Below are 15,633 nucleotides of genomic sequence, written 5' to 3'. Positions count from 1 at the left end.
GCCGCCTACCTCATAGATACCCCGGTTGATACCATCGATCACATCAGGGGGGATTTCCCTGGCTACGGTCCATCCCCGCAAGAACTCGTCCATGCCTGTTCGTCCTTTCGCGGCGTATTGATGTGCGCTGACTAGCCGTCCGCGCGCGCCCGGATCCAGGCGCGGATGCGGTCGGGGCTGAGGGGGAGGTCCTTGACTTCGATGCCGAGGGCGTTGCTGACGGCGTTGCCGAGGGCGCCGGCGGTGCCGACGATGCCGCCTTCCCCGGCGCCCTTGACGCCCAAGGGGTTGTAGGGCGAAGGCGCCTCTTCCAGCACGAGGTCGTCGATGGGGGGGACGTCGGTGCTGGTGGGCAGCAGGTAGTCCAGGAACGTGGTGGTGAGGAGCTGGCCGCCCTCGCCGTACACGAGCTCTTCCAACACCACGCCGCCGATGCCCTGCACCGCGGCGCCCACGGTCTGGCCGTGCACCATCAGCGGGTTGACCATCCGGCCCACGTCCTCCACCACCAGGTACTTGAGCACTTCCAGCATGCCGGTCTCGGGGTCCACGGCCACCTGGGCCAGGTGCACGCCGTAGGTGTGGGTGATGTTGTCGGAGTTGTAGTAGGCGGTGGCCTCCAGCTCGGGGACGCCCTGCTCGGGAGTGATGGACTCCCGCATGTGGGCCACCAGCTCGCCCAGCGGCAACGCCGGCGCCTCGGTGCCCGGCTGGATGATGTTGCCGTCCTCCAGCGACAGGCTCGCCGCGTCCGCGTCGAGATGGCGGGCGGCCGCCGCAAGGATCTTGTCCTTCAACTGCAGCGCGGTGATGTGCACGGCGTTGCCGGCCATGACCGTGCCGCGGCTGGCGAAGGTGCCCCAGCCGAAGGGCGAGAGGTCGGTGTTGCCGTGGAACACGGAGATGGCGTCCATGGGAACGCCCAGGGCGTCCGCGCAGATCTGCGCCATGGCGGTCTCGTGGCCCTGGCCGAGCTGCGCGATGCTAAGGAACACGGTGACCCCGCCGCCCTCGCCCACCACCATGCGGGCGCCTTCGTAAGGCTCCAGCCCGCCGGTGTTCTTGACGAAGTACGACAGGCCGACGCCGTAGTAGCGGCCGTCCTCCCGGAGCCCCTGGTGCTCCAGCATCTCGTCGTACCGGAACCGTTCCAGGGCCTGCCTGAGGGCGCTCGGGTAGTCGCCGCTGTCGAGGATGGTGGGGTGCTTGCTGGGCCGGGTGAAGCCGATCTCGTAGGGGATCTCCTCCGGCTTGACCAGGTTTTTCCGCCGCAGCTCCACCGGGTCCAGGTCCAGGTCCCGTGCCATCATGTCCAGCATGCGCTCGCGGTAGAAGCACGACTCCACCCGGCCGGGCGCCCGCAGCGTGCCCAGGCCGGTCTTGTTGGTCATGATGCAGTGGATCTTGGCCTCGTAGTTGGGGATCCGGTAGGGTCCGGTCAGCAGCGCCGCCGTGGAGCAGGGCACCAGCCCGCCGTGGGTGCGTACGTAGGCGCCCATGTCGCCGTAGATCTGCGCCCGCACGGCCAGCAGGGTGCCGTCCTTGCGCGCGGCGATCTCCAGTTCGCAGGTCACCTGGCGCGAGTGGTTGGCCGCCAGCAGGTGCTCGCGCCTGTCCTCGATCCACTTGACCGGCACCCCGAGGCGCACGGAGGCGAACGGGATCAGGAAGTCCTCGGGATAGAGCTCGCCGCGGATGCCGAAACCGCCGCCGACGTCGTTCTCCTCGAAGTGGCACTTGTGCTCGGGCAGTTGCAGGAAGGCGGCGATGGTTTGGCGGTTCAGGTGCGGCAGCTTGGTGGCGCCGTAGACTCGCAGCTCGCCCTTGCCGCGGTCGAAGTGGGCGACGATGCCGCGGGTCTCCATGGGGTTGCCGGTGAAGCGGTGCACCCGGAACTCCTCCCGGCGGGTGTAGTCGGCCTCCTCGAACGCCTTTTCGGCGTCGCCGATGGAGACGTGGTGCACGCCGGCCAGGTTGGTGCCGTTGTCTTCGTGCACCAGCACTTTGTCCTCCATGGCTTCGCGTACGTCCATCACTTCCTGGAGCACCTCGTAGTCGACGTCGATGGCGTCCAGCGCGTCCTCGGCTAGGTAGCGGCTCTCGGCCACCGCCACCGCCACGGGTTCGCCCACGTAACGCACCACGTCCCGCGCCAGCGACGGCTGCAGGTACTTGTCCAGCCCCGGGATCTTGTACATGCGGATGGGAACCGTGGCGTCCAGTTCGCCGATGTCCTTCAGGGTGAAGACCGAAACGACTCCGGGCATGGCCTCGGCCCGGCTCGTGTCGATGTCGCGGATGCGCGCGTGGGCGTGGGGGCTGCGGAGGATGGCGGCGTGGACCATGTGGGGCAGCTTGATGTCGTCCACGTAGGTGCCCGTGCCGGTGATGAACCGCACGTCCTCGCGCCGCTTGATGGGAGCGCCGATGTATGTTTCCGCCATGTCAGAGAGCCTCTCGTTCGCTCCGGGACGTCGTGGGGGGCGTCAGTCCGTGTCGGACTTGCCGCCCACCTCCGGGGCCGCCTGGGCGATGGCTTCGATGATGGGCTGGTAGCCGGTGCAGCGGCAGATGTTGCCGGAGATGGCTTCGCGGATCTCGGCATCCGTCGGGTCGGAGTTTTCCTTCAGGAACGCCGACGCGGTCATGAGGAAACCCGGAGTGCAGAAGCCGCACTGGAGCGCGTGGCGGTCCTGGAACGCCGCCTGCAAGGGGTGCAGCCGGTCGCCGTCCGCCAGTCCCTCGACGGTCTCCAGGGTCGCCCCTTCCGCCTGCACCGCCAGCAACAGGCAGGAGCGCACCGCCTCGCCGTTCATGATCACCGTGCAGGCGCCGCACACACCGTGCTCGCAGCCCAGGTGGGTGCCGGTGAGGTCCAGCTCGTTGCGCAGGAAGTCCGCCAGCGTCATGCGCACTTCCACGAGCTTCTCGTACGCCTTGCCGTTCACCGTCAGGTTGAGGATGCTCTTGGTGCTCATGCGCCCTCCGTGGCTCGTTCCGCGGCCGCGCGCAGCGCGCGCCGGGTGAGCACGCCGCCCACCTCCTTGCGGTAGAGCGCCGATGCGTGGATGTCGGAGTCGGGTTCCAGTTCCTCGAAGACGATGCGCTCGACTTCCTTGAGGGTGGCGTCGTCCAGGGCCGCGCCCTGGAGCCGCTGCTCGGCCTTCTCCACCCGGACGGGCCGGCCGCCGACGCCGAACAGGGTGATGCGGGAGTCCGTGCAGGTGGAGCCGTCCATGTCCGCCCACAGGGCCACGCCCACCATGGCGAAGTCGCCCTTGCGCCGGGACACCTCGTCGATGGCCCACAGGCGCCCTGCTTTCCAGGCCGGCACGCGGATCCCGGTGAGCACCTCGTTGGCTTCGATGGCCGTGGCCATGTAGCCCAGGTAGAAGTCGTCCGCGCTCACCACCCGTTCGCCGCCGGCGCTGGCGAGGACGAACTCGGCGCCCAGGGCCACGGTCACCGCCGGCAGTTCCGCCGCCGGATCGGCATGCACCAGGCTGCCGCCCACCGTGCCGCGGTTGCGGATCTGGAAATGGCCGATCAGCGGCACCGCGGCAGCCAGCAGCGGGTTCCGCGCGGGGAGGTCGGCGTCCCGTTCCAGCGCCCGCTGGCGCGTGAGCGCGCCGATGTGAAGGCCGCCGTCGCCGTTGGCGCCGACGCCGTCGAGGCCGGATACCCGGTTGAGGTCCACGATCACCGAAGGGCGCGCCAGCCGCAGGCTCATGAGCGGCATGAGGCTCTGGCCGCCCGCCAGGACCTTGCCGTCGTCGCCGTGCTCGTCCAGCAGGCCGGCCGCCTCGTCCAGGGTTTCCGGGGAAAAATATTCGAAGGGTGCGGGTTTCATACGTGTGGATGGTACTTTCTGGATGCGGACGACTTTCTTCGGGCTGCCTAGACGATTACCCCAGGGTTGTCAAGAATGCACCCGCCCGTCTCACCCCGCCGTAACCCGCTCGTGGATCGCATTCACCGCCAGGTGCGCCGCGAGCACGGCGCCTTCCTGCCATCCAGGCAGGCCGGTGACCTGGTCGCCGGCGAAGTGGATGGCCCCGTCGGGTTTCTGAAGGGCCTCGGGCGACGCGTGGCGGTCTCCCGGCCAGCCGCCCTTCTGGAACGGCGCGTTGAGCCAGGCCAGGCTGACCCCGGTCTCCATCTCGGCGGTATACCCGGGGTGGATGCCTTCGCCCTCGGCGGCGGCGGCGCGCAGACGCTCCGCCGGAGTCATGGCGCTGAAGCGCAATCCGGGCTCTTCGTCCCAGATGTAGGCGCCGACGAGGATCCCCTTGTCCCGATGATAGCCGTAGGGCGGATACCAGATCTGGGTGATGTCCTGGTCGGTCCACGAGATCCCGCCGTAGATGGCGTGGTCCTCCTCCCAGAAGCGGCGGCTCTGGAAGGCCACCTTCACCGCGGACACGAACTTGATCGATTCGATCACCGCCCGGGTCTCCGGCGAGAAATCGTTGGGGATGTCCTTCAGCACGGGCGCGGGCACCGTGCAGACGGCGAAGTCGGCGTCGACGGCTTCCCGTCCGGTCACCACGCGAACCCCCGCGGAGGTCTTGCGGATCTCCTTGACCGGGCTGTTGTACCGAATGAGCGGACGGACGCGTTGCTCGAAGGCCCTGGCGATGGCGTCCATGCCGCCGGCGGGCTGGAACAGCGTCGGGTTCTGATTGAGGAACTGGCTGAAGTGGAGCTTGTACTGCCAGAAGTCCGCCTTGAGGAGTTCGCTCAGGTCCAGCGGGGACTCCGGGTCTCCGGCCTTGAGGCCCGCGTGGAGTTGTGCGCCGCGGTAGCCGGCACGGTTGGAGCCCTTGTAGAGCCGGTCCGCATCCAGGCCGCCGTACGAGACCAGCATTTGCAGGATGCGCTCCTTGTCCTCGCCCGTCAGGTGGCCGTCCAGGGCGTTTCGGTCCAACGCCTTGGCGAGGAGTTCGGCGATGTAGCCGCGGGTGTCGGTCGTGACTTGGCGGGCCGTCAGGGGCTTGCCGCCGAAGCGCTCCCGGTTGTGGAAGAGGGCCGCGCGGTTGTCGTTGGTGAAGACTTCCAGCTCGACGCCGAACTCCTTGCAGTAACCGAGGAGCGCTCGATGGTGATAGGGGATGCGCGCCGGGCCGAGGTTCGCGTACAGGTGGTCGCCGCGGTCGAAGTCCACGCGTTGGCGGCCGCCGGTCTCCTCGATCACGTCGCCGCCGCGCACCGTGAGGTTGCGCCCGCCGGCGCGGCCGGTGGCCTCCAGGATGGTGCAGTCGTAACCGGCCTTCGACAGCTCGTAGGCCGCAGTCATGCCGGAGATGCCGGCTCCGAGAATGACGACGCTCTTCCCCCGGCCGGAGCCGGGAGGCAGGTCGAGAATGGCCGCGTGGGCCTCGCCGGCCCCCGACAGGCCCAGGGCCTGCATGGTCCGGTAAACCGCTTCGACCCCGGCAACGGCGCCCAGGGACTGGATGAAATTCCGTCGGGTCATGGTCATGTTCGTTGCCTCGTCCTCTGGGGATCGGGTTGTCCCCACCAGTGTATATCCGTCCACCTCCCGGGCTCAAAATCCTCCGCTTCCGCCCGGTGCCATCGTTCTTGACATTTGGGGGCAACGCAAGTAGCTTCGCTACTTCCATTGTCCGGGCACCCGCGCCCGCACGGCGTGCCGGAAGAGCAGCGAAAGGAGATCACGATGAGTCGAGTTCAAAGGTTTCTGGCAGTTTCGTTGGTCGCTGTTTTTGTCGCGACGCTCGCGCCGGCGGCGCTGGCGGAGAGCTACAAGTTCGGCGCCTCGAAGCCGGGCGGCTCCTGGTATCCCATCGGGACCGTGGTGCAGCGGTTGGCCGAAAAGAACGATGGCGACAAGGTGACCGTCGAGATCGGCGGCGGTACGTCCAACCTGCTGAACGTCATGGCCGGCAAGATGAGCTTCGGCCTCTCCAGCGCAACGAGCATCCAGGAAGCCCTCAAGGGGGCGAAGATGTTCAAGGGGAAGGAGGCGCAGGCGAAGAAGGTGCGCGTGGCCGCGGTGCTTTACCCCAACTACCTGTTCTGGCTGGTGTGGGCCAAGTCCGACGTGACGTCGTACCAGCAGCTGAAGGGCAAGAGAGTCAACGTCATGCCCAAGCGGTTCTCGTTTCAGGCGTTGAACCAGCAGATGCTCGGCGCCCTCGGCATAACCTACGATGACTTCTCCAAGGTCAACTACCTCGGCTTCAACGACGCCGTGGCCCAGATGAAGGACAACCACATCGACGCCTACCTCGGACCCGGCGAGGAGAACTACGCGCCCATCGTCCAGTTGGCGGCGCACGCGCCGATCCGAATTCTCTCGTTCTCCAAGGAGGACGTGGCGAAGATGAACGCGGCCAATGCCGGTGTCGTCCCGTTCACGCTGGACAAGAAGAACTACGATCAGAAGAACGACGTGAACACGGTTCAGACCTTCCTGCTCATCATCACGAACGAGGACGTTCCGGAGGAGCGCGTCTACAAGCTCGTGAAGAACGTCTACGACAACCTGGGCGACTTCGCCGGAGCCGTGAAGGCCTTCGAGCGGGTCAAGCTGTCCAACGCCACGCTCAACGTGGGCGCGCCGCGGCACGCCGGCCTGGACAAGTACCTGAAGGAGAAGGGCGTCAACTAGACGGACCCCCACGAAGGAGGGCCGGCCCGGACGCCGGCCCTCCTTTCCGCCTCCACAACCTCCAACCAAACCTGACGTGAGCGCACGCCCGAGTGTCCGCGCCGCATCGGACACGCGGCAGAGAACGGTCCTATGGAGCGCAAACTGACAGGCCCCGCCGGGATCATCCTGACCCTGGTGGCTTTCGCGACCTCGGCCTACCACATCTACACCGGCTTCTTCGGGCAACCGGAAGCGTACCTGCATCGCGTGCTCCACGTCACGCTGATGGTCGTGATTACCTTCCTGAGCTTCCCGGCGTTCCGCCGGCCGGATGACGGCAAGCTTCCCTGGTACGACGTCGTCATCATCGGCCTGTGGCTCGTTTCCATGGGCTATCTCTTCTACGAGTACGAGTGGATCATCCAGCACATCGGCTACACCGAGGACTTCGCCTTCTTCCAGTTCGTGCTGGCGTTCGGTGCAGTGGGGCTGACGCTGGAGGCGTGCCGCCGGGCCGTCGGCTGGCCGCTGGCGGCGTTGGCCTTGATCATTTTCCTGTTCGCGTTCCTGGGGCCTTACCTGCCCGGTTTTCTCAACCACCTGGGTTACTCGGCGTCGGAGGTGGCGGACAACCAGTACTTCCTCACCGACGGGCTGTTCGGCCTGCCTACCCACATCTCGGCCAACTTCATCTTCCTGTTCATCGTCTTCGGCGCCTTCCTCGAGAAGTCGGGCTTCGGCCAGTTCACCATTGAGTTCGCCACCGCGCTGGCGGGGCGGTTCCGGGGCGGGCCGGCCAAGATCGCGGTGGTGTCCAGCGGCCTCATGGGCTCCATCTCGGGCAGCAGCACGGCCAACGCCGTCATCACCGGCTCCTTCAGCATCCCGATGATGAAGAAAATCGGCTTCAGGGACTACATGGCCGGCGCGGTGGAAGCGTCGGCTTCCACCGGCGGCCTCATCATGCCCCCGGTGATGGCGTCCGCCGGCTTCCTCATGTCGGAGTACACCGGCATTCCCTACGTCAACGTGATGCAGTACATCCTGGTCCCCGCGGTGCTGTACTTCCTCGCCGTGGGCATCATGGTGCACATCTACGCGGTCAAGGAGAATATCCCCACGGTGCCGCGGGAGGAGCTGCCGAGCCTCAAGAATGCCATCATACAACGGGGCCACTTGGCGCTGCCGCTCATTATCCTGATCTATCTCCTGGTGGCCGGGTTCAGCCCCGGCTACGCGGTGGTGCGCTGCATCGTCGGCATCGTGATCGTGAGCTGGTTCCGCAAGGCCACGCGCATGGGCCTCAAGGACATCTGGGACGCTCTGGTGCAGGGCGGCATCCAGTCCACCGTGGTGGCCGTGGCCATTATCACGTCCGGCATCATGGTGGGCATCTTCGACCTCACCGGCGTCGCCATCAAGTTCTCCGGGGTCATCGTGGATTTGGCGGGGGGGCACCTCCTGCTGGCCCTGGTCTTCGTCATGATCACCGCCATCATCCTCGGAATGGGCCTGCCGCTGTCGTCGGCCTACATCGTGCAGGTGGGCATCGCCATCCCGGCACTGGTCGTCATGCTCAGGAACATGGGTCTCGACGCCGACGCCATCGTGCCCCAGGCGCACCTGTTCGTGATCTTCTTCTGCGCCATCTCGGCCATCACCCCGCCCACCGCGCCCACGAGCTACGCCGCCGCGGCCATCGCCCAGTCGCCGGTGGTGCCCACGTCCATCGAAGCCGTGAAGCTGGCCCTGCCCGCCTTCGTGCTCCCCTACGCGTTCGTGGCCAACTCCGCGCTCATCACCATCGGAGGCGCCGTGGAGGTTACCGTGACCATCGTCTTCGCGGTGCTGAGCATGATCGCCATGGGCATGGCCGTGCAGGGCTACTGCTTCAGGAACCTCGATTCCATCACCCGCCTTCTCTTCCTCGCCGCCAGCCTGGGCATGGTTACCCCATGGCTCGAGTGGAACCTCGTCGGCCTGGTGGTGGGCGTGGCCCTGACCGGGTGGGAGTGGTTACGGGCGCGGGGGCGGATGGCGGCTGCGGCCTAAGAACTTGCGCCGCAGAAACTGTGACCGGACGGTCGCCCCCCTATCCTGGACCTAGATTTTACGGCGTTTACAGGGGCCGGTCTCTCGGAGAAGCGCTCGGCTTTCATTTCAACCTTGCGGGAAAGGGAACATATCGCATTGGCCGTTCATAGGACCGTAAAATCGCCGGCCGAAGTCGCGACGGCAATCGTGTACTGCGAAGCGAACTTCGGCGCCATCGACGGAAAGACCGCAAACGGCCTCGTCCGTCACTCCGAGTTGTACGAAATCCTCTCGGTCATCGACAGCGAGAAGGCCGGTCTCGATGCCGGCGTCGTGCTCGGTGAGCTGCCGAAAGGAATTCCCGTCTGCCGTGACCTGGCCGATGCACTGGCGCGCGCCGGCGCCACGCCCGACTACTTTATCTTCGGGATGGCGCCCGCGAGCGGCATGTTGTCGTCCCGCGATCGGAGGATACTGCTGGAGGCCATCGACCTGGGAATGAACATCGTAAGCGGGCTTCACGAGTTCCTGAGCGACGACCCGGAGTTCGTGGCGGCAAGCGCCGTACGGAACGTAAGGATTCTCGATGTCCGAAAGCCCCCCGCCAAGGAGAGCCTGCGAACCTTCAGCGGCCGTATCGCGGAGGTCGCCTGTTTGCGCATCGCCGTTCTCGGCACCGATTGCTCCGTCGGCAAGCGCACCACCGCAACCGTCCTGACCCGGGCACTCAATGACCGTGGCATCAAGGCGGTCATGATCGGCACCGGCCAGACCGGCCTGATCCAGGGCGCCCGCTACGGGGTCGCCCTCGACGCCGTTCCTTCCCAGTTCTGCGCCGGCGAGCTGGAAGCGGCGATCATCGAAGCGTTCGAAGCCGAGAAACCCGACGTGATCATCGTCGAAGGACAAGGCGCGCTCAGTCACCCCGCCTACCCGACCTCGGCCTTGATCCTCCGCGGCTGCTGCCCCGACGGCGTCGTGCTGCAGCACGCGCCCGCGCGACCCCATCGTGCCGACTTCGAACACATGCCGATGCCGGAACCGGCCGACGAGATCCACCTCATCCAGACCTTCTCCGACACAAAGGTCATCGGCCTCACCATCAACCACGAGAACATGACCGACGCCGATGTCAGCGCCGCCATTGCGCGGTACCAGGACGAGCTCGGCATCCCGGCCACCGACCCCCTGACCCGCCCGCCGCGGATTCTGGTCGAGATGGTCCTTGCGGCGTTGCGGGGGCTATGAGAAGGCCGCCCGCGCCCGCGGCATCACTTCCTCCGCGATGAGCCGAATCGCAGACTCGATCCCGCCTCCCGGCGGGGCAAGCACCCAGGTGCCGAAGCGGCGGATGCCCATCTCGACGATGCGCGTGATCTTGGCGGCGACTTCCTCGGGGGTACCGGCCCAGGCGAAGGCGTCGACGAACTCCTCGGGGACCAGGGGGCCGGCCTCGAACATGAGCTCGTAGTCGCGCTTGGCGATCATAGCCTCGAGGTCGGCGGGGACCTCCATGCCCAACTGGGCGACGAAGTCGCGGTTGGGGTAGCTGCTCCACAACAGGAAGGCGATCATCTGCTTGACCCCGGCGCGGGCCTTGTCGCGGTCCCGGTCGACGCAGGTATCGACGCGCGAGATGATCTCGATCTCGTCCGGGTCGCGGCCGGCCTGTTGCGCGCCTTGCCGCACGAAGTCCCGGGCGATGCCGACGCCTTCGGGCGTGGCCATGGTGGCGATCATGGCGCCGTCGGCGATCCGGCCGGCCAGGCGGAACATCGCCGGGCCGCGGGTGGCAATCACGATGCGGATGTCGGCGCGGGCCTTGAACCCGAGGACGCCGCTCCGCACGCTCACGACCTTGCCGTCCACGGTCGCGGGCTCGTTGGCCCACATGCCGCGCATGATGGCGATGGCGTCGGCCGTTGCGGCCACCGGATGCTCCCGCTGGATGCCCATGGCGGGAAAGCCGGAACCGCCGGCGCCGATGCCGACGATGACGCGGCCCGAGGAGATGTCGTCCACCGTGGCCATGGCGGCGGCGGTGAGGGCGGGGTGGACGCTGTAGGGGTCGGTCACCGCGGCGCCAATGCCGATGCGCTCGGTGTGAGCGGCGCTCAGGGTCATGTTGGCCACCATGTCGCGGCCGAACTTCTCGTTGGAGTGCCAAAGGCGGTCGAAGCCCAGGGCCTCCGCGCTCTTGATGATGGCGATGCGCCGGGCGAGAGGGTAGGCGGCGACGGTGCGCGAGCTGAAACCGAGGTCGAACTGGATGTCGGGCATGCGTTCCTTCCGATGGCGTTGTTACGGGCCGAAACCCCGCCGTTCGGATCTTGCTTGGCCGGCCCGGCAGGCGGGGTCCGCGGATGCCGCACGGGCCGTTGGCGGAGAATTCCCCGTCACCCCGCGCGGAGCGCGGGCAGCACCTCGGCGGCGAAGCGTTCCTGCTGCGCGGTCTGGTCGGGGCTGCCGAAGCGCACGACGATGGTTTCGGCGCCCCGCTCGACGAAGGCCTGGAGCCATTCGATGCATCGGGCGGCCGGGCCGTTGCACGGGGGTTGCACGGCCACCATGGTCTCGTAGGACACCTTGTAATAACCCTCCATGAACGCGCGCATCTCGCGCTCGGCCTGGGCGGTGTCGTCGTTCAGGTTGACGGTGACGTAGACGGCGCGGGCGAGCCGGGACGCGTCCTGCTCCATTTCTTGCGCCAGGGATTCGATCCGATGCCAGTTGCGGGCGAAGCTTTCCGGGGAATTGGGCAGCGGGAACCAGCCGTCGCCCAACCGCAGCACCCGGCGGAGCGCGTTGTCCACGCTGCCGGCGAGCCACAGCGGGATGCCGGAGGGCTGCGCCGGGTGGAGCCCGAGGCGCACCTCGTCGAGTTGGAAGTGGCGTCCGTGGAAGGTGACCTCATCCTCGGTCCACAGGCGGCGCATGAGCGTGACGCCCTCCTCGAAGATGCCGATGCGGCGGCGGAAATCCACGCCGCAGCCGGCGAACTCGCGCTCGATGAGCCGGTTGTTGCCGGCGATGCCGAGGCCGAGGATGAGCCGGCCGCCGCACAGGAGGTCGAGGCTGGCGACCTCGTTGGCGAGCACCACGGGGTGGCGCAGGGCCGGGAGCAGCACGGCGGTGCCGAGCTTCACGCGGTTGGTGCGGGATGCGGCCGCGGCCAGGGTGGTCAACGGCTCCAGCCGCGGCCGCGCCAGGATGCTGTCCCCGACCCAGATGGAGTCGAAGCCCAGGGTCTCGGCGCTCGCCGCCAATTCCATGATGCGGTTGCAGTCGGGGGTCGCCTGCGCCATCACGATTTCGCGCGTGGGCAGCAGGTACCCTACCGCGGTTCTTGTCTGGGTCATGAAGCTGTCTCCTCTCCCTGCTCCTGGATTCCCGCTTGCGCGGGAATGATGTAAGGAAATGGAGGTATATCAGTTAGTTACCCGCTGTTGAACGGCTTCATTACCTCTTCGGCCAGCCACTGGATCTGCTCCAGCATCTCGGCGCCGGTGTCCGATGGGAACTGCAATGCGCATACGTGGTCGATGCCGGCCTTTTCCAGGAACGCCACCTGCTCCAGGATGCTGGCGGGGCTGCCGATGAGGTTGTGGGTCTCGGCCAGGGCCGGGTCGCGGCCGGTGTGCGCCAGAGACACGCGGTGCTGCACCATGCCCGTCTTGCGGTAGCGGGCGCGCGCCTCTTCCACGGTCTTGCCGATGCATAGGGTGAACTGGGAACAGGCCTCCACCGCCCCGGTTTCCCGTCCCGCCTCCTCGGTGAGCCGGCGCAGCAGCGCCACGCGCTCCACGATCTGATCGAAGGGGCGCCAGCCGGGCAGCCATCCCTGTCCGACTTGGGCCGCGCGCCGGATCATGGCCTCGTTGTGACCACCCACGAAGATGGGCAGAGGGTCCTGCACCGGCTTGGGGCGCATGGCGATGTTACGGAAGGCGATGTGCCGGCCCTCGAAAGTGGCGTCCGTGTCCCGGAACAGGCACCGCAGCGCCTCCAGGCTCTCGTCCAGCAGGTCGCCGCGCCGCTCCGCCTTGCGCTTCGGCCACTGGGCGTCGAACTCCTCGCGGTAGGCGCCGATGCCGGTGCCCAGGATCACCCGGCCGCCCGTGAACCGGTCCAGCGTGCTCACCTGCTTGGCCAGCAGCACCGGGTCGCGCAGCGGCAGCACCAGCACGGCGGTGCCTAGCCGGATGCGCGTGGTGCGGGCGCCCACCGCGGCCAGAGTCACCAGCACCTCGTAGAAGTTCGGCGGCTCCGACCACTTCTGCCGCGCGTAGGCCGCGGGGGTGATGTGATCGTTGCCCCAGACCGCGTCGTACCCCAGCCGCTCGGCTTCCTGGGCCATGTGCACGAACTCTGCGGGTTCCACGAAAGGCACCGGGTTGACGAGGCCCTCGGTGCAGGTAGGGAGTTGGATGCTGAATTTCATATGAAGTTGCCTTAGTCCTCCGCGCGATAGCCGTAGGCATCATTCAATGTCTCCAGGAATTGCGCTGTGTCGCCGTCCACGGTGGGGATCTCGGGTGCGGCCGCGGCGGTGGCGGCGGTGTCCTTGAGGCCGCTGGCGGTATTCAGCACCATCACCGTGTCGTTCCGGGCGATGCGGCCTTCTTCGCACAGCCGGTGCAACGCGGCAAGGGCGGCCAGGGATGAGGGCTCGGCGTAGATGCCTTCGTCGGCCGCGACATCCCGTTGCAGTCTCAGCAGTTCGTCATTCCGCGCTACACGTGCGGTGCCGCCGGATGCGCGCAAGGCGTACAGTGCTTGGTACGTGCTCTGGTTCACGCTTATGGAGCCGGCCACGTAGGGGGACGGCGCCGCGATTTCGGGGATGGCGTCGTCGCCGGAGGTCAGCGCCGCCAACAGACAGCCGGCCATCTCGCCGGCCACCATGCGCGGGGTCTTGCGGATGAAGCCCAAGGCGGCAAGCTCCTCGAAGCCCTTCCACATGCCGAACAGCGCGTCGCCGTAGGCCACCGGCAGCACGCACCAGTCGGGCGGCTCCCAGTCCAGTTGCTCGCACACCTCGTAGGCGATGGTCTTGTAGCCGTCCACGCCGTAGGGGTTGCTGCCCACCGGCGGGCCGAAGTAGGGCGAGGTCGGATACCAGCCCCACTCCGACACCCCGGTTTGCAGGAGCTTCCAGCGGGCGGCCTTGGTGCGGGTGGCCACCACCATGGCGCCGTAGGCCTGCATCTGGGTGACGATGGCGGAGGCCGCGCCCTGGACGGTGAGCACGATGCAGGGGAGCCCGGCGCGGGCGGCATAGGACGCGGCCGCGGCGCCGGCGTTGCCGGTGGAGCTGACCCCCACCGCCCGGGCGCCGAAACGCCCGGCCATGGCCAAGGCGGTGAACGCCAGCCGGTCCTTGAAGGAGCCCGAGGGGTTCCGGGACTCGTCCTTGACGAAGAGCCGTTCGAGTCCGAGCCGCCGGCCATAGCGCTCGCAGTACAGCAGCGGCGTCCCGCCCTCGCGCAGAGTGGCGGCGTCCTGGACATCTGGAGGGAGCAGCTCGCGGTAGCGCCGCATGTCCGAAGGCCGGTCCCCGAGCGACTCGACGGAGAGGGTCCGGGCGGCGGCGTCGAGGTCGTAGCGGGGCGTCAGGTTGGCAGGCGCCTGCGCCCGGCATTCAGGACACCCGTCGAAACGGGGCTCGATGCCAAAGGACGCGCCGCAACGGATGCACGTGAGGCCGGTGAGGTGGCTCATGCGGGACTACGCTGGGGCGGGGCACACGGTCACGAACGCGGCTCCAGCACCTGGAGGTGCCGGGGCACCGAAGTGAGGCGGCGGTAGCCGTCCTCGGTGACCACGATCATGTCCTCCACCTGCACGCTGCCCCAGCCCATCTCGTAGTAGGGGGTCTCGATGCACAGCACCATGTCCGCCTCCAGCGGGGTGTCGTCGCTGGGCGCGATGGTGGGCCGGTCGTAGCCGCCGAGGCCCAGGCCGATGCCGTGTCCCACGTGCTGGCGGCCGTAGTGCGGGATGCCGGTTTCGCGAACTTCGGCGACCGTCTCGTTGAAGATCTCCGAGGCGACCTTGCCCGGCTTGACGAGGCTGAGGGCCAGATCTTGGCCTTTGAGTATCGCGTTGTAATATAACGAGAATTTCTCGTCCGGCGGACCGAACGAAAAGGTACGCGACATGTCGGTGAGGTAGCCCTTGTAGAGGCATCCCACGTCGAAGCGGATCATGTCGCCGACCTTGAGGGTGTCTTCGGGAACGTTGGTCATGCCCAGGGCCGCGCTCCGGCCGAAGCCCACGTGGTTCATGTTGGGCTCGGCGCCGCGCCGCACCTGTCCCAGGTCGAAGGCCAGGCACATCTCCGCTTCGGTCATGCCCTCGCGCGCCTCGTGGGCGGCCTCGTAGATGGACTGCTCGGTGATGCGCACCGCCTCGGTCATGCGCTCGATCTCGGCCGCGCTCTTGACCATGCGGATCTCGCGGAACACGGCCATGGCCGGCACCAGCTCCAGGTGCGGGAACCGTTCCCGAAGGCGTTCCGCCAGCGCCGGGTCCAGGCCTCGTTCGTCGTAGCCGAGCCGGCTCCGGTCAAGGCCCGCGTTCTCCAGCGTGCGCACGAGGCCCTCGAAGAAGTTGGCCACCGGCTCCGGGTCGATGCCCAGCTCGCGGATGCGTTGCTCGCGAGGGGTCAACGGCCCGTTGTCCTCCATCACGCGGAAGAAGGTGCCGTAGGTGACCACGCCGGCCGGCGGCACCGTGTCCACCATGTAGTCCACCTCGCCCCGGGGAATCACGATCCAGGGCGCGGTCACCGCGTCCCGGGTGACGATGGCGGCGATGTCCTGCCTCCGCCATACGCCGCTCAGGTAGAAGACGTTGGGAATGTTGCTGGCGGCCAGCAGGCCGTCGAGGTCATGAGCGGCCAGCACCCGCTTGGCCCGCGGTTCGTTGATCCACATTGGTGAGCTCCCTGGGGGCAAGAATTACGATGTCGTGAAGACACT

General features: G+C 67.3%; 12 protein-coding genes. 3 read left to right on the top strand and 9 right to left on the bottom strand.

The window, feature by feature from the left end:
- Window positions 1-131 precede the first annotated feature (131 nt).
- The 4 genes from OXU42_07520 to OXU42_07505 all read right to left on the bottom strand — a co-directional run bounded on the left by OXU42_07520 (window position 132) and on the right by OXU42_07505 (window position 5,482).
- A complete protein-coding gene (locus OXU42_07520; protein ID MDE0029232.1) occupies window positions 132-2,444 on the bottom strand; it encodes a xanthine dehydrogenase family protein molybdopterin-binding subunit in 2,313 nt (770 codons plus the stop codon).
- Between the two features lie 42 nt (window positions 2,445-2,486).
- Window positions 2,487-2,978, bottom strand: a complete 492-nt coding sequence (locus OXU42_07515; protein MDE0029231.1) for a (2Fe-2S)-binding protein — start codon at window positions 2,976-2,978, stop codon at window positions 2,487-2,489.
- Complete coding sequence (locus tag OXU42_07510; protein MDE0029230.1) at window positions 2,975-3,850, bottom strand: xanthine dehydrogenase family protein subunit M; 876 nt, start codon at window positions 3,848-3,850, stop codon at window positions 2,975-2,977. The genes OXU42_07515 and OXU42_07510 overlap by 4 nt, the downstream gene beginning before the upstream one ends.
- Window positions 3,851-3,940: 90 nt before the next feature.
- Window positions 3,941-5,482, bottom strand: coding sequence for an FAD-dependent oxidoreductase (locus OXU42_07505; GenBank protein ID MDE0029229.1), 1,542 nt, complete (start codon window positions 5,480-5,482; stop codon window positions 3,941-3,943).
- A 198-nt stretch (window positions 5,483-5,680) separates the two neighbouring features.
- Between OXU42_07505 and OXU42_07500 the strand changes: the two genes are divergently transcribed.
- From OXU42_07500 to OXU42_07490, 3 genes are all read left to right on the top strand, one after another.
- Window positions 5,681-6,634: a TAXI family TRAP transporter solute-binding subunit gene (locus OXU42_07500; protein ID MDE0029228.1), complete on the top strand. Its 954-nt coding sequence runs from the start codon at window positions 5,681-5,683 to the stop codon at window positions 6,632-6,634.
- 132 nt (window positions 6,635-6,766) lie between these two features.
- Window positions 6,767-8,668, top strand: coding sequence for a TRAP transporter fused permease subunit (locus tag OXU42_07495; GenBank protein ID MDE0029227.1), 1,902 nt, complete (start codon window positions 6,767-6,769; stop codon window positions 8,666-8,668).
- A gap of 132 nt (window positions 8,669-8,800) precedes the next feature.
- Window positions 8,801-9,898 carry a DUF1611 domain-containing protein gene (locus OXU42_07490; GenBank protein MDE0029226.1) on the top strand — a complete coding sequence of 366 codons (1,098 nt, stop codon included), beginning with the start codon at window positions 8,801-8,803 and terminating at the stop codon, window positions 9,896-9,898.
- On the opposite strand, the gene OXU42_07485 is transcribed toward OXU42_07490, so the two are convergent.
- The 5 genes from OXU42_07485 to OXU42_07465 form a co-directional block, all read right to left on the bottom strand.
- A complete protein-coding gene (locus OXU42_07485) occupies window positions 9,893-10,930 on the bottom strand; it encodes an LLM class flavin-dependent oxidoreductase (protein ID MDE0029225.1) in 1,038 nt (345 codons plus the stop codon). The two genes, OXU42_07490 and OXU42_07485, sit on opposite strands and share 6 nt — an antisense overlap.
- Before the next feature lie 116 nt (window positions 10,931-11,046).
- Complete coding sequence (locus tag OXU42_07480; protein ID MDE0029224.1) at window positions 11,047-12,009, bottom strand: LLM class flavin-dependent oxidoreductase; 963 nt, start codon at window positions 12,007-12,009, stop codon at window positions 11,047-11,049.
- A 77-nt stretch (window positions 12,010-12,086) separates the two neighbouring features.
- A complete protein-coding gene (locus tag OXU42_07475) occupies window positions 12,087-13,091 on the bottom strand; it encodes an LLM class F420-dependent oxidoreductase (protein ID MDE0029223.1) in 1,005 nt (334 codons plus the stop codon).
- Between the two features lie 11 nt (window positions 13,092-13,102).
- Window positions 13,103-14,371, bottom strand: a complete 1,269-nt coding sequence (locus tag OXU42_07470; protein MDE0029222.1) for a pyridoxal-phosphate dependent enzyme — start codon at window positions 14,369-14,371, stop codon at window positions 13,103-13,105.
- A gap of 29 nt (window positions 14,372-14,400) precedes the next feature.
- Window positions 14,401-15,588, bottom strand: coding sequence for a Xaa-Pro peptidase family protein (locus tag OXU42_07465; GenBank protein MDE0029221.1), 1,188 nt, complete (start codon window positions 15,586-15,588; stop codon window positions 14,401-14,403).
- Window positions 15,589-15,633 lie beyond the last annotated feature (45 nt).

This window comes from Deltaproteobacteria bacterium, assembly GCA_028818775.1.
Lineage (GTDB): Bacteria > Desulfobacterota > Binatia > UBA9968 > JAJDTQ01 > JAJDTQ01.
This window is presented reverse-complemented; position numbering and strand designations above follow the sequence as displayed.